Below are 22,147 nucleotides of genomic sequence, written 5' to 3'. Positions count from 1 at the left end.
ACTTAACGATATGGTCATTGAAGCTTACATGAAGAGAATAAGATTAGTTATACCTGAATTTGAAAAATACGTACCATCAGATGAAAATAAGAAATTTTTCTTGGAAAAGATCTCTGTTTTGAAAAATAAATACAAAATATAAAGTGTTATTTCATTATGAACATAGATGAAAGTAAGTGTAGATGTGTGAATGTATAATTCTAAAATATCTATTTGAATGGATTCTTGAGGATCGTTAAGCTTTAAGCAATAACCAAATAAACAACTTAATTGTTTGCAAAAAGCGTGAGTTTATGAAGCTTTGGTTGATGATCTAGTTGCGCTGATCCGTTCTTAGGAGATGAAAGTGGTGCCATAATGATAGGTGATATTGTGATCCTAGGATATGTCGTCAGTTAACATACGATTGAATGATAGTTGTACTTTCATTTTGATCTGTGATGTTTTCATCCTTGATGGCGTGAAGGTTATGTTGGAGAGAGGGCATCTAATCCGTCTGTTTGTGGTAGCAGTACCGTATCGCTATCGCGCACGCATTCTCACACATGATGATGCAGCAGCATGATTGTCCATGCGCACCAACATAGTGCAGGTGCGCATAAATGGAGGGGGCGGATCAGGCTATTGGACAGCCCCGTGGCGAACTTGAATGCCACGGGAAAGGTGAAGGTGCTTTCTCTGATGCCTGGGCAGAGAACTGACATTACGGAAGTAGAACCTCTGCTGAAGGCAGAGTCGATCCTCCCTTTATCGCTCATAAGATGTGTGACGCTGATCCGCTTATCGAAGTGCTCAAGAAATGGTAGATTACATTGATTATTTTTTCGAGAAAAAACCACTGCAATTTAAGGATTTCATTTTTTCTACCGGCTATTTAATTGATCACCACAATCCTTAGGCTTGTTTGATGATATACCCTAAGCTCGCTTAGGTAAGACTGATTTTTCCAACATTAAAAAACAATTATTTCGTATCATAATTTTTATATCTAGATCATAGCTTTGAACTACTCATGCCAAGGAATTTTTCGAATTCTCGATATGTCTTTGTATTCACAAGATTGACATTTCTGTTATAAATAAGAGCACAGTTATATATCTAATTACAAGGTAAGAGAAATGACAATTGCTGAAAATGATTTGTTGATCGATTATGTAAAAGAAAATTTTGATCCTGATTATTATGTAAATAGATACCCAGATATAAAAAAAGCAGGCGTAGACCCTGTAAAGCATTACCTTGTCTTTGGTTACAAAGAAAATAGAAATCCGAATGATAAATTTGATGCTTCTTGGTATAAATCAGTATATATCAAGAATGATACAATTCCATCTATAATAGATTATTTGAATAAGGGAAAGTGTTTTGCAACAACGCCATATAGTTTCTCTGATATAAAGAAAATGTGCATCGAAAAAGGTGTTTTTAGTAATGAGTATTATTTAGCCAGTAATCCTGATGTTGCGGCATCTGGATATGATCCATTTAAGCATTATTGTAAATATGGGTGGAAAGAGCTAAGAAATCCGTCTGATAATTTTGATAATGTATGGTATACATTAAATAATATGGGAGGATGTTTTGAAAATAATCCTCTTATTCATTATATATATAGGTGAAATTAACAAGGTAAAGACAAAGCCTGGAGAAAAAATTCATTTGGTTGGCGGAGAAGATATTTCTTCGCAAGATATAAAAAGAATTTGCTTGTTTGCGGGGTATGACCCTGATGGTTTGATTGACGATACAGCTGTCGAATATATAAAAGAGCTATCGAAGTTTAGCGATATTTATTATATGGCAGATAATCCCGTTCTTGATACAGAATTTTCTAAGATAGAGCCATATGTAAAAGGGGCATGGGGAATTCGCCATAGATCATATGATTTTGGATCATGGAGTCTTTTGGCGAAAAAATATGTAGGATGGGATAAAATTAAAGAATATGACGAACTTTTGTTCGTTAATGATAGTTGTTATTTAATGCATCCTCTTGATGATTTGTTTTCATCTATGAGTCAAGCTAAATGCCATTGGTGGGGACTTCAAAGCACCAAAGGATTGTACAGAACAATTAATCGGCAAGGTGTTAAAGAAGAAATTTCTCTCGAAGATGTAAAAAAAGAATATTTATCTAAGTTTGAATTACAAGACCCATATGACTTTTTAGTTGGTTCATATTTTCTTGCCTTCAGAAAGACAATTATGTCTGATGAAAATTTTATTAGTATTATAGAAAATATTTTTTCGGAAGAAAATAAGGCGAGAACAATTGCTAGATACGAAGTTGGATTAACGCGGTGGTTGATATCTAAAAATTATAATTTTACGTGCTTCTTTAATATGGTAGAGCCGTTCCAGCCTGTATTTACTAATTTTGCTTTTGATATGATTGCAAATGGCTTTCCTATTTTAAAGAGATATTTTTTATCGAATAATCATTATAACGAAACAGGAATAGAAATATGGGAACGAAAGATCAAAAAAGCAGGGATAGATAAAGATTTATCCATATATAGGAATAATTTATATAGAACATCAAATTCAGAAAAATATTATAGTCTTTATGGTAATATTCTTGAGGAAACAGAAGAAGTAAAAACATTATCTGCCCGGAAAATTGACGAAGAGGCACCAAAGTATGACAATTGGTGGGGTTTTCCAGTTTGCGCATTTAATAATGGGTTAAATGACAATACGAGGGCGATGTTTGAATTTGTAAAAAATAACCCTAATATTAAAAAAATTATTTTTTCTAGGAAAAAGAATATAAAAGTAGACGGGAATAATGTTTTAGTTGTGCCTTTAAAAAGCCCAGAAGGTCTTTTTTACATAGCAAGATGTAAGCATATTTTCTTGAAGCATACTATAAAGTCTAATGTTTTTTGGGAATTAGATCCGCAAAAGCATAATTTTTATAATTTGTGGCACGGAATTCCCCTTAAAAAAATACACTATGTTTCGAATGATAGATTGCATTTGGCTAAAAGAACAGAAAAAGAAAATAGATCTCTTTCTGCGGTGATATCAGCATCAAATGTCGATCGATTGGCCATGACGGCAGCTTTTTGGCCTTTGACGTTTCATGATGTATGGTTAACTGGCCTTCCTAGACATGATTTTATTACATGTGCAGAAGAAAGCCTGCCTTCTGATTTTTATAAGGAGTTATGTAACCTTAAAAATGTTTTAAGAGATCGAAAATTAATTCTATTTGCTCCTACATTTCGAAATGATCAGGAAAATGGATATTATAATTTTAGTAAAGATGAAATAGATCAGCTATCGGCTCTTTTAAGAGAGAATAATTGTGTTTTGGGCATTCGAGAGCATATGGCTGATACGTCTGGCACATATGGATCGGTTTTTGTGGGAGAGACTTTTATAAACCTAACTGAGAGCATCTTTAAAAATGTAGAGATTGTTCTTCGGTGTTCTGATGTTGTTATAACTGACTATTCAAGTTGTTTTATTGACTTCCTTTTGACGGGAAGGCCTGTAATAAGTTTTGCCTTTGATCGGGATTCTTATTTAAATGAAAGGGGAATGTTTTACGATTTAGATTGGTGTTTTCCTGGACCAGTTGTGACCAAATTCCCTGATCTTATACAGTCATTGGATAGTGCCCTGAACGGGACTTTTGATAGAGATATGTACAATCAAAAGCGGTCTATTTTTCTTGAATATATGGATTCCAAAAACAGCAATAGAGTTTATAATAAAATATTAGAATATAATAATGAAATCATTATAGAAAAAAATACCAAAGGGAAGGTAGTTTTTGTTTATAATCATGACGATATAGATTCTTACATTTTCAGAGTGTTAAGTTTTGTGCATATTATGCGGAAAAATGGTTATATATGTGAGATGTATAATGACAAACAAATATCTCGTAATGTAGTGCGTGGATGCTCCTTTTTGTTTATGAATAATGTTTCCATTAGCAAAAATATAGTAGATTTAATACAGGAGGCAAAGTTTGGTGGAGCAACTGTAGTATACGATACAGAAGCATCTATATTGGAGGATATAGATTATAACGATATTAGTTATTGTAGTCTTTCTGACGAAGATGTAATTCGTGTTATAAACGAACGTAAGAAACGTTTAGTATGCATGAACGAAGCTGACATTGTTACAGTGAATTCTAAAAATTTATCGGAAGATCTTTCTAACAAGAATATCAGAAATGTTTTTGTTGGGGATTATTCCCCAACAAAAACATGCAAAAACAATATTAGTAATGAAAGAAAGGAAGAGGATAATATTAATATTTGCTATTTTGCAGGATATACCTCTGATCCTTTGGATTTTATGGAATGTTGCGATGCTATCAATAGAATTTCTAGTGAATTCAAAAATGTAAAATTTTCAATTGTTGGAAAAAAATATTACAGAAAATATTTCGAAGAAAATGTGTCTGCGGATTTTATAGACCGAGATACTATGAGTAAAAAATCCTACGGAGATATAATATCGAATTATGATATAAATATTCTTCCTATGAGGGATAATGTTTATAATAGATGCTTGGGGAGCACATTGGTACAGGAAGCAGCTAAATGTGGTGTAGTAACTGTAGCATCAATGATTGGACCATTTCCAACAATTATATCAGATAAGAATGATGGATTTTTAGTAAAAGACAATATTCTTTGGTATGATACTTTGAAAGAAATAGTTTCAGATAAAAGTATTGTTAAGTATTGTTCAAATAATGCTAAAAATAAGTATTTAGACCCAATGGTTGAGCATAATTTTTCTGAGGAAGTGCTATCGGTGTTTAAAATGCATTAATTTCTATTACACCAAGTCCATTCTTGGACTTGCATATTATTGTATATGAGGGCTCAAAGAACTATTGATCAATAATCGTGTTGGCAAGTTTCAGGCGCAACCGACGTTGATTGATAGTTCTTCCTCAGACTTATACAATGGCAATCTTTTTTAAGGGCAGTGAGTCCCAAGAGGCCATCGGCAAAAATTTTTTCAGTTTGAACGTGGCTCTGGCTAAGGCCAGCACAGGATAATCTTCTGTTTCTCAACGGAATGCCTTGTGTCCTGCACGTCGGTTGTCCGTGACGAAACATGCCTGAGCGCTACAACAAGTGGAACTCCATCTATGTCAGGTTTCGCTGCTGGGCTGAACAAGGCGTGTAGAATGCTTTGCTGCAAACCATGGTAGGCTTGCAACTGACCGATGATTGGCTGCGTATGGTCGATAGCACCGTGGTTCGTGCCCATTCATAGGTTACGGGTGCAAAAGAAGGATAGGTCTTGGGCTGCAAGGTCACAGGCGCTCCTGATGAAACTGTCTGCCCCTACCCCCAAAGCCATGCTGGCCGATCGGGGATATGATAGTGACAGTTTCCGCTAGGATCTGCTGATCCATAGAATCCTGCCGGTCATTCCATCATGCAAAGGCCGCAACGCTCCACAGAAAATAGGCTAGCAGTGTTATAGGGATCTCCACCGTATCAAATGGATGTTCAATAGACTTAAGCAGATCCCCCGTATCACAACCCGCTACAATAAGACGGTCTTATCCTTCATGAGTTTCCTTAATCTTGCTGCTGTAAGGTTCTGTATCAGATCTTGTGTCAACGTGACCTAGGTAAAACCTAGTATATTTCTCGGAGCACGAGTTATTGGGGAATATAAGTTAGTAACGTCTGTCATTGGAGAAGTTAAGGCATCTGTCCCTTTTGGATTTAAGATTGGTTATGTAATTCGAGATGTTTGTGACTTGATTATAGGGGATTAGGCATAAATTGATGGATACGGAATACACCTTACATATCACGTTGAAACGTACAGTAGAGATATACGCAGAATAGCTGTTTTACGCATCACCATAGGTAATATGCATTGACTGCTACATGACAGAAGATAATAAAGGTATGGGCATTATGTATTTTATATGGACAGATTTATCCATATGTTAAAAACATTAGGAGATAAAATATGTTTAGTAAATCATTTTTTATATCAATTTCGGCGTTATGTGTTGCGACTTTTCAAGTTCCCTTGTCGGCTAATGCAGCAACAACACTTGTTTTAGCTTGTGGTGGATTTTACAAAGGTACCACTCCTCCTAAAGTGGCTATTTATGACATTTCGACAAATCCAGTCACGGAAAAATGGTCTGCAAGTTATGCTAAAGCGCATGATATCTATGATTCTTGTGAAATAGTAAATGATGGTACCCAAGTTCTAGTGTCTGCTTATAGAGATATATATTTATTTAACATCTCGGATGGAAGTATTGCTAAGCAATGGCGAGTTAATCGCAGTCATGGTCTTGATCTTATAAGCCCGAGCAGAATGCTGGTATCTAGTTCTTCAAGCACTACTGATAAAGGTGCATCTCATCCTGGTGATGTGCAAATTTATGATTTCACGCGGTCAAAAACAGGGCCTATATCGGATATACAAATGCGCGCTACTCATTCATTCTTGCCCGTTAAAGGAATACGGAATGAATATTATGTGGCTTGGTATCATGGAATTAGATTAGTATCTCTTTCAGAAGTAAAAGAGCCTCATCCATCAATTCATGCAAAGGCAAATTACCGACTTCCGACAACAGGTACGCATGATATGGTTTACGACTTGTCGGATAACATCATTGCTTCAACACCAACTGATATTTATACGTTTAATCCATATACACGCGTTGCTACTACGTATTTTTCACGTCCAGTTTCTGGCGTAAAAGGTCTATCAATCAATCATGATAATGGGCAGCTTATGTATGTGACTGAATATCCAGGAAGTCCAAAGATTCATCAGCAGGATGTAAAATTACAATTTAACGACAGAGAGCCAGTTATTTTGCCCCAAGAAGTGTACCGGGCTAAGTGGGTATATCAAGATTCTCATGGAGTTTATTCCACAAAAGATTAGGCTCAGTATTTATTAATTTATTGAACCAAGTGGATGTTGTGATTCCGAGAATTGTCGATAGAAGATTGGGTTGACTAATTTATCAACTACTTACACGCCTCCTATTCCTCAATAGGCGGCGTGTAAGTATCTGGTGATTTTGGGCGTAGCAAGGTTCTATTAGTTAGCATCTCTCGAACTTGAAAATGAATAAGAAACATTAAAAAGCGATTCTTCTGTTTCTTTGTGGTTAGTTTGCTCTACGGTTGGAGTAAAGAATTTATCTTATTGAAAATACGCGATTTAATGCAACATATGGTAACGAATTGGAAAATTATTTGCTTTTCCGATTCGTGGCTGTTGTTGATAAAAATATATATTTTTCAATTGTAATATTAAATTTTTAAAAATATATTGTTAAGAGTTTATGAAATTTAACGGTGGCAGCTATGCGGACGGTTATTACATACGGGACTTTTGATACCCTTCATTATGGACATATTCGTTTGCTTAGAAGGGCAGCCGAATTGGGTGATCGTCTTATTGTTGGTCTTTCTACGGATGAATTTAACTTTTTAAAAGGAAAGAAATCTCTTTTCACTTACGAAGATCGTAAAAAAGATATTGAAGCTCTTAGGTTTGTTGACCTGGTTATTCCAGAAGGGAATTGGGAACAGAAAATAAAGGATGTTCAGAAATACTCGGTAGATATTTTCACTATAGGAAGTGACTGGGAAGGTGAGTTCGATTTTTTGAACGATTTTTGCAAAGTAGTTTACTTAGAAAGAACTCCATCTATATCAAGTACATAAATAAAAAGAATATTAACATTAGATGTGGAAAGAAGCTATTCTTTGTGAACTAAATTATATTTACGGGCTATATAGTTAATAGCGTGAGTAATGTGTTTTGTTGTTTGCGTGTCAAATGAAAGGGTTTGGGATTTTTTGATATTGAAGAGCATCTGGTGTGTCTAAGTGCGCGTTGCCAGTAGTTCAAAGTGTTTCCCGATGGTAGATGTCAAAGTGCTCCAATCTATATTTCGGATGAGCGCAAAGGTGGTTGTCCACTATTTGATACGGTTTTGATGTTCAAGATCTAAGTGATCCAGACCTAGAATATTCTCTCCGATGAACGGACAGAATATCTGGCCAACAACCACCTTATCCTTTATGCGTTTTCTGGAGTGAGGTCTGTCGGGTCGTATGCTAGATGCCAAAAAACGCTCTAGCTGTTTCGTGAGCGTCTGATACAGACTGGTGTCATCGAAATGCTGTTTAATCTGTTTGATACCATATTTACAGAACGTCGGTTATCTACCGATTCAGGTCAGATCCTTGACGCAATGCTGATAGTGGCTCCGAAGTAGCACAATACCAAAGGGCAGAAGGTGGGGCTTCGGGCAGAGTACATCCCCCGAAAGGCTGGCAGGACAAGTCCGTCAACGGATCTCGCCATTTCATTTTTTTTGATGTAAATCGCATATTTCCATCGACCGGAAATTTCGGCTAGTCTGGAAATGGAAAGTGATAGATGCAGCAGATAGTGATAGTGCGAGATTGAGAGAAGGGCTGCTTGACCGCAGTAATACAGCGTCTGATGTTTGGGTCGACACGGTCTACCGGTCAAAGGTCACAATGAAGCTTTCATAGAAAATACGGGCTTTATTTCAAAGGTTCGCAGGAAAAAGCCGCAGCTTAAACCCATGCTGCGGCATATCCAGGGATCCAATGTTGGTCTGATCTCGCGTTGAACATGTCTTTGCTGATCAGAAGTCAAAGACGGGATTGTTCATCTGCACACTTGGGATCATGCAAGCCTCTATGAGGATCGGCCTGGCCAATATCGTCTATAATATACGCCGCTGCCAATTCATCGGGGAGATCAGCCCCGTCGGATACGTAAGGCAGAACACAAAACCCCTGCCGCTCAAAACGTAGCGCGAAAATCAGCCCCAAGAACCGTCAATAAGTATAGCAGAAACCTGAAATCAGGGGGCGAGGGCGCCAATAACGGTTCCTTCGATTTCTCCAACTGGCTCCATCTTTTTAATCTAGATGTTGAAGGATGAAAATATAGAGTACTTTTTAAAAACCTAGCGGCTTTTACAATCCTCTAGGTTTCTACAGTATCTATGTTTTCATCTTCTTCAGGTGTTTCTGCAATAATAAGAAGAATTTCGAGTACGAATAGGGGATAGGTATTGCTTTCTATAGGAAGAATTAATTTCCTTTCTTTGTGGAATCAAGAATAATATGTTGTATATTTTTTCTATATTTATTAATAGAGTTTTCTTTTTCTATTCGTTTTATAGAATTCACTCGTATAAAGTTCCATAAGTCCATATTCATGTATAATCTTACAATGCATTTTGCGAAATCTTCTTCATTGTTAGCAGATAATATATCTTGATTATTTGTCCACCCAATTTGCTTACGTATTGTATTTGTGCAAACAATAGGTAGTCCATATGAAGCAGCTTCGTGTACTTTGAATGGAATACCAGAACAAAATCGTGTTGGAGCAATGAAAACTTTATGTGTATTATAATATCTATATAAATCTTTTGCGTTGCTTATAACGTTTATATTATTATCTTTTTTACAAAAGTTCAATTTTTCTTTTTCATTCATATGTCCGACTATAGTAAATTCCACAGGAAAACCCAATAGGTCACGAACTATAGGCAGTATTTTAGAAATAAACCATTCCACAGAATCATAATTTGGAGATGATCTATTGTGCAAAGATCCAACAAATAATATACCGTTTCTTTTTTCAAATGAATTTTCTGTTATATTTAGTTTATTGCAATGACCAAGAATATAAGATTTTCTATGAAGAAACTTTTTTATAATCCAATTTTCAAATGTATTAACCGAAACAATACTATCAGCAGCGTAATAGCTCTTTAAATTTCTTGTGATGTAATCGGTTAATTTTCCATCTACTGTGTTGTGTAGATTATCTTTTTTCCACTCTCTTATAGATGCAATACATTCAGTATCAAAAATTATTTTTGTATTGCGTATATAAGGTGCTATTTTTTTCAATAATTTTTCTATTTTCTCCATATTATGTCGTCTAGATATCCAAATTACATCATAATAATTAGCTCTATTTTTAATAAAATTTTCAAAATCATGTAAATTAACATCACTTATTAATTCTATGGCATCATCAAAAAAATCATTAATACTATAATACTTATATTTTGATTTATTAAGTGGGAATATTGTCACTAAAAACCCCAAGGAGGACATAATATTAACAATTTCATTAGATCTAGAAAATCCAGAACCTAGAAACGGCAACGGAAAAGTATCATCTATATAAAGAATTTTTAGAGAATTTTCTCTACAATCGCGTGCATACAATTCATTTTCTTCAGATGCAAAAAACTTTTTCCGCAAAAATTCAGAATTCTTTTGCATGAAAAATAACTTATTTCTCTGCAAGGATTTTTTTGCCATTCCATATGGAGAAGAACCGTATTCATAATGTAAAATTTTTACAGTGGGATCATAGATTACAGAATAGCCAGCTTGATGCAACCTGATACAAAAATCACTTTCCTCGTAATAAGCTGGAATATAATTATCATCGAAGAGGCCTATTTTATTAATAACTTCTTTTCGTATGAGAAGGAAAGCTCCAGAACAAAAATCAACATTTCTTACAAAGTTTACTTCTGGAATTGATGGCAGTTCGTCTCTTTTATATCCTCTTGTCGTTCCTTGACGCCAAAATATACATCCGGCTTCTTGTAATGTACCATTTGGCTTAATGATTTTTCCACCTACAGCGCCAATGAAAGGTTGGCTATATAGTCTGTCATATGCATTTTGTATCGCTTGCGGTAAAATTTCAACATCATTATTCAAAAGTAAAACAGTATCAGATATTGCCATTGTGATAGCTTTATTACATGCAATAACAAATCCTACATTACCCTGATATCTAATAATATTCATTCCAATTACATGGTTTTCTATTTCTTTCGTATCATCTAATGATCCAGAATCTACAAAAATCACTTGAATTTCTTTTTTGTAAGTATTTCTTAAGCTATATAAGGCGCTAATATTAAATTCAAAATTGTTGTGAGCAACAATTATTACAGAAATTTTTGGATTTTCATACGAAAAATCAATATGAGACTTTATTTTTTCATAACATGTTTCGTGGCATGTATTAATAAAAAATTGCTTAGTCGTATATTCATTATTTAGTGTATTTTTATATTTATCACTCGCAACTATAATAAAATGGTAATAACTTAAAAAAAAGTGTTCATCAATAAGATAATCGACATAATTTTTTTGCGGTATTTTCTTTACGTCAACTCCTTCCGCCGGGTCTCGATTTTCATACATTCCATAATTTAAATAATGATCATATCCATCAACAAAGCTGCCTTTTTTGACGGCAAACAAAACATCTTTATTGTTTTGCAAATAAAAATTTTCATTAAAAATGTTGTTTGGATTATACAAAGAATTCCCTCTATTCATCATATAATGATGTATGGGGGAGAAAAAATTTTCTTCTATATCATAATTTTCTGCGTACCAATCTGGATCAAAAAAATCCGTGGTTTTTATATTATTTTTTGTATAATATAGGCTCATATAAGTTGAATATGGTTTTTTTATACCTCTCACTTCATCACAGTTAACAACAAATGTGTAAGGATCAAAGAAATAACTACATGGAACAAATTCAGCATCTAGTTTTTTTATATAAAAATCATATATGTCATTTGGAATTTCGTAATTATCATTTAATTGCAAAAGATATTTTTTAATATATTTATTGCTGAATATTGCATTAGGATCATTTGTTTTATATCCAATTTTGCAAAAGTGATCAAATCCAGACTTAAACTTTCCTTTTTCTATTAGATTTAATACTTTGTTATAAGTTTTTAAGTAAAATACTTCGTCGAAAAATTCATTGGGAGAATGCGCTAAAGCATAGCCATAATTGTTATAAAAATATTCACATTCTTCTTTGTTTATGCCTAGAAAACTTAATAAAGATGAATATCTTTCCATATACCAGTCTTTGTTAAACAATTGATACATCATCTACCTCGAAGAATTATTTCGAATATAATAGCATAAACAGGTAGGTAAGTCAGTTCTAAAAACCTTGCTCTTGAGTTTCCGACCATATCTGGTTGGCGTGTCTAGCGCGTTTTAATGGGACAGAATGAATCCGGGTAGAGACCATTTTTGTAAACAGGCCAATGATTTGCAAACCTAAGAGGCGTATATCCTACCTTATTCTAAAGTACCGTTTATGATGTTGATCAACCAGCGTATCGTAAAGCTGATTTTGGGTTATAAAAACATCAACGATCATGATGAACAGCGTCAGTATCTGGTGTTGAGCATAATGTTTGTTGGGCCGTCTGGTGAAGCTTAGGCAAAATGTGCAGTAATTTGCCGGCAAATCCTAGCTGAACGTTTGGAATGAGGAAGCCACATATCCTAATGCAAGGTTGGCTAGGATGTAGATACCATTGACAACTATATTCAATAGACGTGTTGAAGATTGTGTTCTTGCATCTTTCTTCACATGCGATCTTTGATGAGAAATTTTCTTTCCACGCAGAAATCATTCTCCTACCTGCCATTCAGGTTCACGTCATCTTCGCTCGTTATAGAGGCGGAAAGGCCATCATTCATGATGGCGTGCTGTGGATTGCACCAGGAAGGCCGGATACATAATTATGCAGTGGGTGGTACGTTATGGATTACCAATTCTGGTAACACTGAGCCTGTGTGGATGTATCGCACATACTGAAACAGAAAGTATCTGTAAGAAAGCAGGAGAAGAAGGCATTCTCTTGCATATTGATGGGTCGTATGCGGGCTATCCCTATTCAGTTCTACGCCATGCAGTCTTGCAGAGTGTTTCATGCCCTGTAGGCGAAACAGAACTCCGAGCATTTCACGCTATTGCTGTGCCTGCGCCCCATATGCGGGTGTCTATCAAGCGCCCTGTTGAGCAAGGGCGGTTAGGGGCGCTTTCAGTCGTATTATTTTCACAGGGCCGTTTCGTGATTGGCGAGCGCATGGCTCTGACGTCTTTCTCCCGCACTCAGTCACCTTCGTCGATAAAAGGCGACATCAATCTGGCGACGGTTAATCTGTGGAATGACCTTGCAGCCCGGATCACGCACAACAAGCCGATTATTCCATAGGAGGCTGAGTGTCACCTCATGCGTGAGATTTTGCTGCTCGGTATTGTGGCCTCATCCTTTGGTATGCTTTCCGCAAATGCCCAACCAGCACCAGAAAAAATGGATTTTCATAGAGCTGTGAACATGGCCTGGGCTGTTGACCCCGTGCGCACAGAACTACAGGTGAGTCATCATTCCGCAAAAGCCCGAAGCAATGCTGCGGGGTCATGGTTTGCAGGTGGGCCCATTCTATCTGGCGAATACATGGATGACCATGCAATCGGGAGTAATGAAGGGTACACAACTTATCAGGGAGGTGTGTCTGTGCCGCTCTGGTTGCCGGGGCAGGGAAGCGCCACACGGCAGGTTGCAAGTGCTGAAGCCGCATCTCTGGATGAACAGTTGAATGTCGAATACCTGTCGCTTTCCATAAGGATATTAGATGCAGCGGCCAAAGCGCAGATTGCTCAGGAACGCTTAAGAGCGGCACGACGGCTGTATGAATATGCAAGCAAGATAAACAGTTTTACCACCCATGCCGTGCATGTGGGGGAATCTTCATCTTCGGAGAGCCAGATAGCGCAGTCAGAAATGGAAAATGCCCATAATGAACAGGCATTGGCGCAGGAGTATTTGGAAAACGCTCAGGCAGAACTGGAAGTTTTGTTTGGTCGACCGGTCGAGGTTGATCTTTCCCATAGTGGAGATATGGCACATGCGCATTTTGTGGAGCCGCGCGATATGGAGGACAATGATCCGCGCGTAAAGGCCGCACACAAAAATGTTGAAGCCGCACAAGCCAATATGAAGCTTGCACGCCGCTCTTTTATGCCCAACCCGGAAGTGGGCATCGATGTCATTCATGAAAAACAGTATGGCAGCCCGTGGGATGACCGCGTTGGTGTCAATTTCAGCATTCCTTTGCCCAGCGAGGCCCGAAATACACCGATTATGTCCGAGGCCAGTAACAGGCTTGCATCCGCCAATAGTCAGGAAATACAGGCCCGACGCATGGTGCATCTGGAAATATCCCGTGTGCGCACCCGGCTGATAGCCGCTACAGCTGCCCGACAGACAACACGTATAGCCGCTTCAAATATGCAAAAGCGTGCAGAGGCAGAAGAACATGCATGGCGGTTAGGAGAGGCAACATTGGAAACTGTCATGCAGGCAGAACAGGCGGCCTGTAATGCGCAATTTGCCAATGCCCGTGCCGAGGTGGAATGGCATGTCGCAACGCTGCGAATGATGATTGCCATGGGGATCACTCCATGAAAAAGCGTGTTCTTCTAAATCTTGCCATGTGTTTTTGTGTGTTTTCTAGTGCCCACGCTGAAGATCAGGCACTCCCTTCAGTTGTTACGCTGGATACCGCAGCGGTGAAGAATGATGGTATTACAATAACCTTTGCAAAATCGGGCACAGTTTTGCGCACTCTGCCAGTGATCAGCCGGATTGTTCCCGATACCACGCGGCTTGTGTATATTCACCCAGCCGGAAGTGGCAAAGTGCTGGATGTTCTGGTGCAGCCAGGTGCTTCTGTTCGTAAAGGGCAGGCCCTGTTGCACTATCAGGATCATTCTCTCCATGGTGCACGGCTGCAAGCCATTCAGATGCGTGCTGCGTTAACTGCCGCTATTGCCAGCAGAAATGATGCCGCAGCCGCAGTGCTGCGCGCAAAACAACTGGTGGGTCAAACCCTCTCATTGGCAGAGCTGCGTCGCAGGCAGGATGTTCTGGCGCAGGCAGATGCAACCATGCGTGCCCGTCAGGCAGATGTGGATACATTGGGCCATCGTTTTCATGAGGAATTCAATTCAGCCTCTGAACAAAGCAGCCAGAAACAGCAGGATGAGGTATCCACCCTGATTTCTCCAGTTGATGGCATGGTGCAAACGCTGGACACATCTGTTGCCGCTGATCTGACACCAGCTACGAACGTGGCAAGCGTGGCAGATCTCTCTGATGTGTGGATTGTATCAGACATTACGCCGGAACAGGCCGCATGTCTTCAACCAGGCGGACGACAGACCACAGAAACCAATGGGGGTGCCATTACATCCCGAATTGATACGGTGGATGGTATGGCCAACCCGCAAACAGGGTTGGTGCGTATTATCAGTCGTGTTCCCAATCCAAAAGGCACATTGGTTCCCGGCATGGTGGTGGATGCAACCTTGACGGAGCGGGATAGCGTAACAGGCATTGTTGTGCCAGCGGAGGCTATTCAGAAAATTGATGGTTATAACATTGTATTTGCGCAGATGGATCAAACGCATTACCGGCCCGTGAGGGTAAATGTAGCCTTGGATGATGGCATGCATGCGGTTGTAAGCTCGGGCCTGAAAGAGGGTGAGGCAGTGGTCAGCCACGGCAGTTTCGCCCTGAAATCAATCATCGGGCTGGCCGGACTGGATGCAGACTGATGGCCCGTAAATATCTGGAGGCTTTGCTACGGGCCCGCATGGTGGTGCTGGGCTGTCTGGCCCTGATATTGGCGGCAGGTATTATGGCCGTGCTGGAACTGCCTGTAGAGGCTGTGCCAGATATCTCACCAAAGCAGGTGCTTGTCTCGGTTGTAGCTCCCGGCCTTGCGGCCGAGGAAGTGGAAAAACTGATTACCTTTCCAGTCGAAACCAGCATGACGGGCATTCCCGGTCTCACAGATCTGCGCTCGGTTTCCCGTGGTGGGGTGTCGGTTGTGTATGTGCAGTTTGCTGATGATACGGATATCAATCTTGACCGCACGCGTGTGAATGAGCGCATCCAGCAGGCGCGGGCTTCCATATCTGTGCCGGGTATCACTGTCAGTATGGGGCCGCTTGCAACGGGCATGGGTGAAATCATGCAGTTCCAGATTAAAGGGGCAGGGCGCTCCCTTATGGAACTGAACCGGATCATGAATTGGACGGTAGTGCCACAGATGCGCCTTGTGCCTGGCGTGGTGGATGTGAACGTGAATGGTGGGGCGGAAGAAACCTATGAGGTCACGCTGGATCCTGCCCGGCTGATTGCCAGCAACCTTTCGGTGGGGGAAGTCTATCGCGCAGTAGATACAAACAATGCGGCATCAGGCGGTGGGTGGATCACGCATCATGCCGAGCAGCAGAGTGTAGTCGGGCGCGGGTTGGTGAGCAGTCTTGCAGATTTTGGCAATATTGCTGTGCGCACCAATGCTGATGGCTCCATTGTGCGTCTGCGTGATCTTGGGCGCATCTCCACAGGCGCGCGCATACGTCTGGGTGCGGTTACCCGTGATGGGCAGGGTGAAATTGTGATTGGCGTGGTCATGATGGAAAGTGGTGCAAGTTCCAATGCCACATTGGCGGCCATTAACCACGCCTTGCCACGTATCAGGCAATCCCTGCCTGCGGGTATTACGCTGGAACCCTATTACACCCGTGCCACACTCACCGGGCAAACCATCGCCACAGTGCGCGATAACCTGCTGATAGGTGCCGGGCTGGTGATAGCAGTGCTTGTGGTGGTGATAGGAAGCTGGCAGGCTGCGTTGGTCATTGCCTCCGTTATTCCTGTGGCTCTTGTCTGCGCCATGGCGGGCATGCGGTATTTTGGTATTTCAGCCAATCTGCTCAGCCTTGGTGCCATTGATTTTGGCATGATTGTTGATGGCTCTCTGGTGGTTATTGAGCATATCCTTTCAAGGCGGGAGGAGGAGCCAGAAGCCGCGTTTATGCCGCTGGTTGTCTCATCCGTTCAGCAGGTCATGCGCCCAGTGGGGTTCGCTATACTGGTCATCATTATGGTCTATCTGCCTATTCTTACCCTGCAGGGCATTGAAGGGCATATGTTCCGGCCGATGGCGCAAACGGTTATCATGGCGCTTCTGGCTTCGCTGGCTTACTGCTTCATATGTATTCCCGTAATTGCGGCTCTGGCTCTGGCACGCGTACGGCCTAAAGGCGATACATGGCTGATTGCCCGCCTGCGTGCGCCATATACGCGTATGACAGAATGGGGAGAGGCGCATCCGCGCCTTTTGTTTGGAGGCACGCTGGCTGTTCTGATTATATCGGCAGGTCTTGCAACGCGTCTGGGTGGGGAGTTCATTCCCCAGCTTGATGAAGGGGCTTTGGCTGTTACCACAACACGTCTGCCCTCAGCATCTTTGGAGACTGTGCTTGCATCAGTGACAAAGCAGGAACAAATCCTGCGGCGTTTTCCTGAAGTCAAAACAGTTGTCAGTAATACAGGCACATCTGCCATTCCCACGGACCCGATGGGTGTGAATGAAACGGATAGCTTCATTCTTCTTACTCCACCATCCACCTGGAAAACCGCGCGTACACAGGCCGGGCTTGTAGCTGCAATGGACGAAACGCTACGGCGTGAGTTGCCAGATGCACTGTATTCCTGGAGCCAGCCAGTGCAGATGCGTATGGATGACCTGCTTTCTGGCGTACGAACACAGATTGCCATTTCGATTTTTGGGGATGATCTGGCAACACTCGCTATGTTGGGAGACAAGGTTGTAGCGGCTATTTCAGATGTAAAAGGTGCTGCAGATGTGGCTGCGGCAGGAGATGGCAGCGTGCCGCTGATTATGGTGGATATTGATCGCGCGCAGGCTGCCAGCCGCAACGTAGCGGTGCAGGATATTCTGGATACGGTGGAAGCCATAGGCGGCCATATTGGCACGCGGCCTGTTATTGTCGGTAATGCCATCATCAGCACGCAGGTGCGTCTGAACGCCCATAATGTGGCTTCAGCGGCAGCTATTGCTGCCTTGCCTGTCCGGCGTATGGACGGGCAGGGGAACGTCATGCTTTCACAGGTGGCGCATGTACATGAAGTGGGCGGTGCGCCACGTATTAGCCGTGATGGTGTGCGCCGCCGCATGGTGGTGCAGGCCAATGTGCGTGGGCGGGATCTTTCCTCCTTTGTGGCCGAGGCGCAGATGCGCGTGGCGCATGATGTGCATTTGCCACCGGGCTACACCATGCAATGGGATGGGCAGTTCCGTAACCTGCATTCAGCCATGCAACGCCTGGAAATTGTTCTGCCTGTTGCTCTTGGCCTGATATTTGCTTTGCTGGTTGTAACCTTTGGCGCAATCCGGCCCGCACTTCTGGTTTTTATCAATCTGCCAGTGGCTGCAACCGGTGGTATTATCATGCTGACATTACGAGGCATGCCCTTCAGTATTTCAGCGGGTATTGGGTTTATTGCGCTATTTGGCGTGGCAATTTTGAATGGCGTTGTGTTGGTAAGCGCAATTGCCGCATTGCGCGCGCGTGGCATGGCCGTGGCACAGGCAGCTTTTGCAGGAGCAAAATCCCGCTTCAGGCCGGTTATGGCTACGGCATTGGTGGCAAGCCTTGGCTTTTTTCCCATGGCGTTTTCTGAAAGTGCAGGCGCAGAGGTGGAACGGCCTTTGGCCAGTGTGGTGATTGGCGGGCTGGTGACATCCACGTTGCTCACTCTGCTGGTGCTGCCATCCCTTTATGCTCGTGTCATGCGAGAGGAGGTTCAGAACTGATGCGTATCCTCATTGTGGAAGACGAGCATGATCTGGGGGCAGCCGTGCAGGAGCGTGTAAAGCAGGATGGGCATGCTGTAGACTGGTTTATGACACTGGAGGACGCGCGCGCAGCCGTGGCCACTGTGGACTATGACTTCATGCTGCTGGATCTTGGGCTGCCAGATGGCAACGGACGTGACTTGCTGCGGGAGATCCGTCGTACCTCCTTTGATACCGCCATTCTGATCACAACGGCAGAAGATCAGATCAGTGACAGGATTGCCGGTCTGTCTGATGGTGCGGATGATTACATTGTCAAACCCTATGATTTGAATGAACTTGTTGCGCGGATTGCAGCTGTCGCGCGTCGGTACGTCGCGCCACGCAGGCAAGCCTGTTACCAGATCGGCGAGATTATGATTGACCGGGAAAATGGTTCCGTAACGCGTAACGGCATGGCGCTTGATTTAACAGCGCGGGAATGGGCGATCATGGAATTGCTCTCCCGCAGGCCCGGACGCATTTATTCCCGCCAGCAGATTGATACGGCATTGTATGCGCTGGACCAGGATGTTGGCAGCAATACAGTTGAGGTTTTTATTAGCCGCCTGCGTAAAAAGGTTGGCAATACGGTTATAAAAACCGTTCGTGGCCGGGGGTACTGCCTTGCCGATAGAGCGGATACATGAAGAACTGGAGCCTTGCCACCCGGATTGTCAGCGGTGTTCTGTGTGTGGTCACGCTGAGCCTTCTTGCCCTCAGTATCGCCGTTGCGGGTTTTACGCGTTACGAAATAACGGAACGTCTGGATAATTCCTTGCAGGAAGTATCGGAACGTTTGCAGGCTATCATCACCATACAGCCGCATAAAACGCAGTCAGACAATGTGGCATGGGTGCCTGATGTGGGGCCACGAACGCTTGCGTATCAGGTAGTTGACCAGTCAGGCCACGTTATCCTGCGGTCTCAAAACGCACCTGTTCAACCTTTTGTGCCTGATATTCATACCGGGTTTGCCAATACCCCTTTGTTCAGGGTTTATATTGCGGCACCTATGGCCACGGCTTATCGTGTTCTTGTTGGTGAGCCCACGTTGCATCGGCGAGGGGCCACCTGGCGTGCTACGGCCATAGCGGTCTTGCCGATACTGATTTTTCTGCCCGTAATTTGGGTGCTGGTGCGCCTGATTGTGCGCCGGGACCTGCGGCCTTTGAACCGTTTGCATGATGAAATGCAATCTCGTGGTAGTGGTAATCTGACTCCTATTCCCTCCCTCAATCTGCCTGTTGAACTGGTTTCCATTCAGAATGCCGTCAATACGCTTCTATCCCGTTTGAAAACAGCGCTGGCCACTGAACGGTCTTTTGCCGCAAGTGCTGCACATGAGTTGCGCAACCCTCTGGGTGCTCTTCTGGCACAGGTGCAGATGTTAGGGCGCATGCTGCCGGCAGAGTCCGCGGCCAATAAACGGGTGGACATTATTGCCGACAGCACCCGCAAGCTGGCCCGAACGGTTGAAAAGCTCTTACAGTTTTCACGAGCCTCTTCTGGCGTTGCTTTCCGGAGAGATCGTTTTGATTTACTGGCTGTGCTTTATGCTTTGGTAGATGATTTATGGCACCGTCCGCATGATGGGGAACGTATTGATTTGGAAACCAACAGCATTGGCCACATCTTTGTGCATGGCGATATGGATGCAACAGGCATTTTGTTGCGTAACCTGCTTGAAAATGCCTTATTGCATGGCACTTTGGAGACACCTGTAAAAGTTGTGGTTCAACAGGATGGCAGCATCAACGTTATGAACGATTGTGCGGCCTTGGCCTCGGATACATTGGCGCAACTTACCAGCCCGTTTGTGCGGGGTGGTACATCTAGCCGGGGCAGCGGCCTTGGTTTGGCAATTGCCAGTAATATTGCCAGACAGATGAACGCCCGTCTGCAATTTCATTCACCTCTTGGGGGTTCCATACGCGGGTTATGTGTTTCTCTGAGTTTTCCAGAGCCGGAAATTATTATTCTGTCTGAAGAGACCGAATGAAATCTCGTTCAGGTCTGCGTCATGTCTGAGGCATATGATGTTCTGAATGGAACGCTTTTTGTTTGGATATCTTTCCTTTTAAGAAGCGTATTTTTCAGAAAATCCAGATGATTGAGAATATGTCGATCAGATATGGGAAATAATGTCTTGAACAGCCAGCAAGAAACACATGTAACATCCCGTCTGGGGTGGTTACGGGCTGCGGTTTTGGGCGCGAATGATGGCATCCTGTCAACATCCAGCCTTATAATGGGTGTTGCCAGCGCACATGCCAGCCGGGAAAATATTTTGCTGGCTGGCATATCAAGTCTTGTGGCCGGAGCGATGTCTATGGCTGCAGGAGAATATGTTTCTGTCAGCTCTCAGGCAGATTCAGAAAAAGCTGATCTTGCCCGTGAGAAAAACGAACTTGGCAAGAGTTGGGATGCCGAAGTGAACGAACTGGCGGATATATACCGCCAGCGTGGGCTGGATACTGTTCTGGCATGCAACGTTGCGCAGCAACTGATGCAACATGATGCATTGGGTGCTCATGCCCGGGATGAACTAGGTATTTCCGAAGCTACATCAGCAAGGCCCATACAGGCGGCCTGTGCATCAGCAGGAGCGTTTTCGGCAGGTGCACTACTCCCGGTCATGGCAGCAGCACTTTCGCCTTCAATACTTGTTTCATGGATAGTTTCTATAGTGTCTCTCATGAGTTTGGCGTTGCTGGGTGTTGTGGGGGCACGCGCAGGCGGCGCAGCACCTTTGCGCCCCACCATGCGCGTTGTGTTTTGGGGGATTGCCGCCATGGCAGGAACAGCCCTGATAGGGAAGCTGTTTGGGCAAGGATAAAAGTTGTTAGAGACAGGCAGGAAGCAGATCAGATCACTTTTGACAACACAACCCATCCAGCAGCACATCCAAAGCGGCAGGGACCGGAGCTGGCCCGACTTTTTCTTCCAGAAGCTGATTACTGATTGCCAGCATGGCCAAACCATGAACTTGCGCCCAGCTTGCGGCTGCCTGCGCATTGATGGCCACTTTTCGGAAACTGCCGTCCTGTTGCCCTTTTTCCAAAAGTTGCAGGAGAATCCGGAAGGTATTCATGGCTGCGTCATGTAGTTGTGGGTCTATTGTCTTATCCGCATCTGAACTGAACATCAGGCGGTAAAGGCCTGAGTTGCCAAGCGCAAACGCAATACATGCCTGTGCCGCCGCCATAAATTGCGCGCGTGAGGAGGGGAGATTGGAGGACATGGCCGCAATTATTGTCTCTCCAAGCTGCACAAAGCCAATGCGGGCCAGCTCACGTAACAGCGCGCCTTTGTCACGGAAATGCTTGTACGGAGCTGCGTGACTAACGCCTGTGCGCCGCGCCACTTCCCGCAAGGTGAAGGTCCAATTCTGGTCTGCTGCCAGCATGGCAAGTGCGGTGTCGATCAGTGCACGGCGTAGATCACCGTGATGATAGGGGCGGTCCTTGGTTTCACTCATTCGTGAGGCCTTTGTTTACAGCAGAAACTTTCATTGACACCAGATCGTTATGTTTCATACCCTGCTC

The 22,147-nt window shown here is 42.7% G+C and carries 15 protein-coding genes and 1 pseudogene; 14 read left to right on the top strand and 2 right to left on the bottom strand.

Features of this window, described 5'->3' with window-relative positions:
• Window positions 1-1,118 precede the first annotated feature (1,118 nt).
• The 5 genes and pseudogenes from CSR02_RS13575 to CSR02_RS17100 all read left to right on the top strand — a co-directional run bounded on the left by CSR02_RS13575 (window position 1,119) and on the right by CSR02_RS17100 (window position 8,828).
• The gene (locus CSR02_RS13575) at window positions 1,119-1,619 is read left to right on the top strand and encodes a hypothetical protein (protein WP_099542002.1); all 501 of its coding nucleotides are present in this window, start codon (window positions 1,119-1,121) and stop codon (window positions 1,617-1,619) included.
• Window positions 1,582-4,800 (top strand): CDP-glycerol glycerophosphotransferase family protein, encoded by a 3,219-nt coding sequence (locus tag CSR02_RS13570; protein ID WP_099542001.1) that lies wholly within the window; start codon window positions 1,582-1,584, stop codon window positions 4,798-4,800. The genes CSR02_RS13575 and CSR02_RS13570 overlap by 38 nt, the downstream gene beginning before the upstream one ends.
• 1,167 nt (window positions 4,801-5,967) lie before the next feature.
• Window positions 5,968-6,909 (top strand): hypothetical protein, encoded by a 942-nt coding sequence (locus tag CSR02_RS16370; RefSeq protein ID WP_143225596.1) that lies wholly within the window; start codon window positions 5,968-5,970, stop codon window positions 6,907-6,909.
• Window positions 6,910-7,337: 428 nt separating this feature from the next.
• Entirely contained in the window at window positions 7,338-7,700 is a 363-nt protein-coding gene (locus CSR02_RS13560) for an adenylyltransferase/cytidyltransferase family protein (protein ID WP_099542000.1), read from the top strand.
• A gap of 188 nt (window positions 7,701-7,888) precedes the next feature.
• Window positions 7,889-8,828 (top strand): annotated as a pseudogene (locus tag CSR02_RS17100) (transposase).
• A gap of 282 nt (window positions 8,829-9,110) precedes the next feature.
• Here the strand turns inward: CSR02_RS17100 and CSR02_RS13550 are convergent.
• Complete coding sequence (locus CSR02_RS13550) at window positions 9,111-11,945, bottom strand: glycosyltransferase (RefSeq protein WP_167384152.1); 2,835 nt, start codon at window positions 11,943-11,945, stop codon at window positions 9,111-9,113.
• 247 nt (window positions 11,946-12,192) lie between these two features.
• Here CSR02_RS13550 and CSR02_RS17095 point away from each other — a divergent pair, with 247 nt between their 5' ends.
• The 9 genes from CSR02_RS17095 (at window position 12,193) to CSR02_RS13515 (ending at window position 21,438) form a co-directional block, all read left to right on the top strand.
• Window positions 12,193-12,318 (top strand): transposase, encoded by a 126-nt coding sequence (locus tag CSR02_RS17095; RefSeq protein WP_244177015.1) that lies wholly within the window; start codon window positions 12,193-12,195, stop codon window positions 12,316-12,318.
• A 137-nt stretch (window positions 12,319-12,455) separates the two neighbouring features.
• Window positions 12,456-12,623, top strand: a complete 168-nt coding sequence (locus CSR02_RS16665; RefSeq protein ID WP_167384151.1) for a hypothetical protein — start codon at window positions 12,456-12,458, stop codon at window positions 12,621-12,623.
• A gap of 2 nt (window positions 12,624-12,625) precedes the next feature.
• Window positions 12,626-13,099 (top strand): hypothetical protein, encoded by a 474-nt coding sequence (locus CSR02_RS13545; RefSeq protein ID WP_099541998.1) that lies wholly within the window; start codon window positions 12,626-12,628, stop codon window positions 13,097-13,099.
• An 18-nt stretch (window positions 13,100-13,117) separates the two neighbouring features.
• The gene (locus tag CSR02_RS13540) at window positions 13,118-14,353 is read left to right on the top strand and encodes a TolC family protein (RefSeq protein ID WP_099541997.1); all 1,236 of its coding nucleotides are present in this window, start codon (window positions 13,118-13,120) and stop codon (window positions 14,351-14,353) included.
• On the top strand, window positions 14,350-15,504 hold the full coding sequence (locus CSR02_RS13535; protein WP_099541996.1) for an efflux RND transporter periplasmic adaptor subunit: 1,155 nt from the start codon (window positions 14,350-14,352) through the stop codon (window positions 15,502-15,504). The genes CSR02_RS13540 and CSR02_RS13535 overlap by 4 nt, the downstream gene beginning before the upstream one ends.
• Window positions 15,504-18,578, top strand: coding sequence for an efflux RND transporter permease subunit (locus CSR02_RS13530; protein WP_099541995.1), 3,075 nt, complete (start codon window positions 15,504-15,506; stop codon window positions 18,576-18,578). Before CSR02_RS13535 ends, CSR02_RS13530 begins: the two co-directional genes overlap by 1 nt.
• Window positions 18,578-19,249 carry a response regulator transcription factor gene (locus tag CSR02_RS13525; protein WP_099541994.1) on the top strand — a complete coding sequence of 224 codons (672 nt, stop codon included), beginning with the start codon at window positions 18,578-18,580 and terminating at the stop codon, window positions 19,247-19,249. The genes CSR02_RS13530 and CSR02_RS13525 overlap by 1 nt, the downstream gene beginning before the upstream one ends.
• Entirely contained in the window at window positions 19,246-20,601 is a 1,356-nt protein-coding gene (locus CSR02_RS13520; RefSeq protein WP_099541993.1) for a sensor histidine kinase, read from the top strand. Before CSR02_RS13525 ends, CSR02_RS13520 begins: the two co-directional genes overlap by 4 nt.
• A gap of 132 nt (window positions 20,602-20,733) precedes the next feature.
• Window positions 20,734-21,438 (top strand): VIT1/CCC1 transporter family protein, encoded by a 705-nt coding sequence (locus CSR02_RS13515; RefSeq protein ID WP_099541992.1) that lies wholly within the window; start codon window positions 20,734-20,736, stop codon window positions 21,436-21,438.
• A gap of 33 nt (window positions 21,439-21,471) precedes the next feature.
• Here the strand turns inward: CSR02_RS13515 and CSR02_RS13510 are convergent, their stop codons facing one another.
• Window positions 21,472-22,080 (bottom strand): TetR/AcrR family transcriptional regulator, encoded by a 609-nt coding sequence (locus CSR02_RS13510; RefSeq protein ID WP_099541991.1) that lies wholly within the window; start codon window positions 22,078-22,080, stop codon window positions 21,472-21,474.
• Between the last annotated feature and the right edge of the window lie 67 nt (window positions 22,081-22,147).

Origin of the sequence: Acetobacter pomorum (assembly GCF_002738225.1) — a bacterium.
Lineage (GTDB): Bacteria > Pseudomonadota > Alphaproteobacteria > Acetobacterales > Acetobacteraceae > Acetobacter > Acetobacter pomorum.
The sequence above is the reverse complement of the archived record's forward strand: the minus strand, read 5'-3'. Positions and strand labels throughout refer to the sequence as shown.

Excerpts from the sequence above, each read along its gene's own strand:
- CSR02_RS17095 (WP_244177015.1), top strand. The coding sequence starts at position 12,193 with ATGATGTTGATCAACCAGCGTATCGTAAAGCTGATTTTGGGTTATAAA.
- CSR02_RS13530 (WP_099541995.1), top strand. The coding sequence starts at position 15,504 with ATGGCCCGTAAATATCTGGAGGCTTTGCTACGGGCCCGCATGGTGGTG.
- CSR02_RS13575 (WP_099542002.1), top strand. The coding sequence starts at position 1,119 with ATGACAATTGCTGAAAATGATTTGTTGATCGATTATGTAAAAGAAAAT.
- CSR02_RS13515 (WP_099541992.1), top strand. The coding sequence starts at position 20,734 with ATGGGAAATAATGTCTTGAACAGCCAGCAAGAAACACATGTAACATCC.
- CSR02_RS13510 (WP_099541991.1), bottom strand. The coding sequence starts at position 22,080 with ATGAGTGAAACCAAGGACCGCCCCTATCATCACGGTGATCTACGCCGT.
- CSR02_RS13535 (WP_099541996.1), top strand. The coding sequence starts at position 14,350 with ATGAAAAAGCGTGTTCTTCTAAATCTTGCCATGTGTTTTTGTGTGTTT.
- CSR02_RS16370 (WP_143225596.1), top strand. The coding sequence starts at position 5,968 with ATGTTTAGTAAATCATTTTTTATATCAATTTCGGCGTTATGTGTTGCG.
- CSR02_RS13520 (WP_099541993.1), top strand. The coding sequence starts at position 19,246 with ATGAAGAACTGGAGCCTTGCCACCCGGATTGTCAGCGGTGTTCTGTGT.
- CSR02_RS13550 (WP_167384152.1), bottom strand. The coding sequence starts at position 11,945 with ATGGAAAGATATTCATCTTTATTAAGTTTTCTAGGCATAAACAAAGAA.
- CSR02_RS13560 (WP_099542000.1), top strand. The coding sequence starts at position 7,338 with ATGCGGACGGTTATTACATACGGGACTTTTGATACCCTTCATTATGGA.
- CSR02_RS13545 (WP_099541998.1), top strand. The coding sequence starts at position 12,626 with ATGCAGTGGGTGGTACGTTATGGATTACCAATTCTGGTAACACTGAGC.
- CSR02_RS13525 (WP_099541994.1), top strand. The coding sequence starts at position 18,578 with ATGCGTATCCTCATTGTGGAAGACGAGCATGATCTGGGGGCAGCCGTG.
- CSR02_RS13540 (WP_099541997.1), top strand. The coding sequence starts at position 13,118 with ATGCGTGAGATTTTGCTGCTCGGTATTGTGGCCTCATCCTTTGGTATG.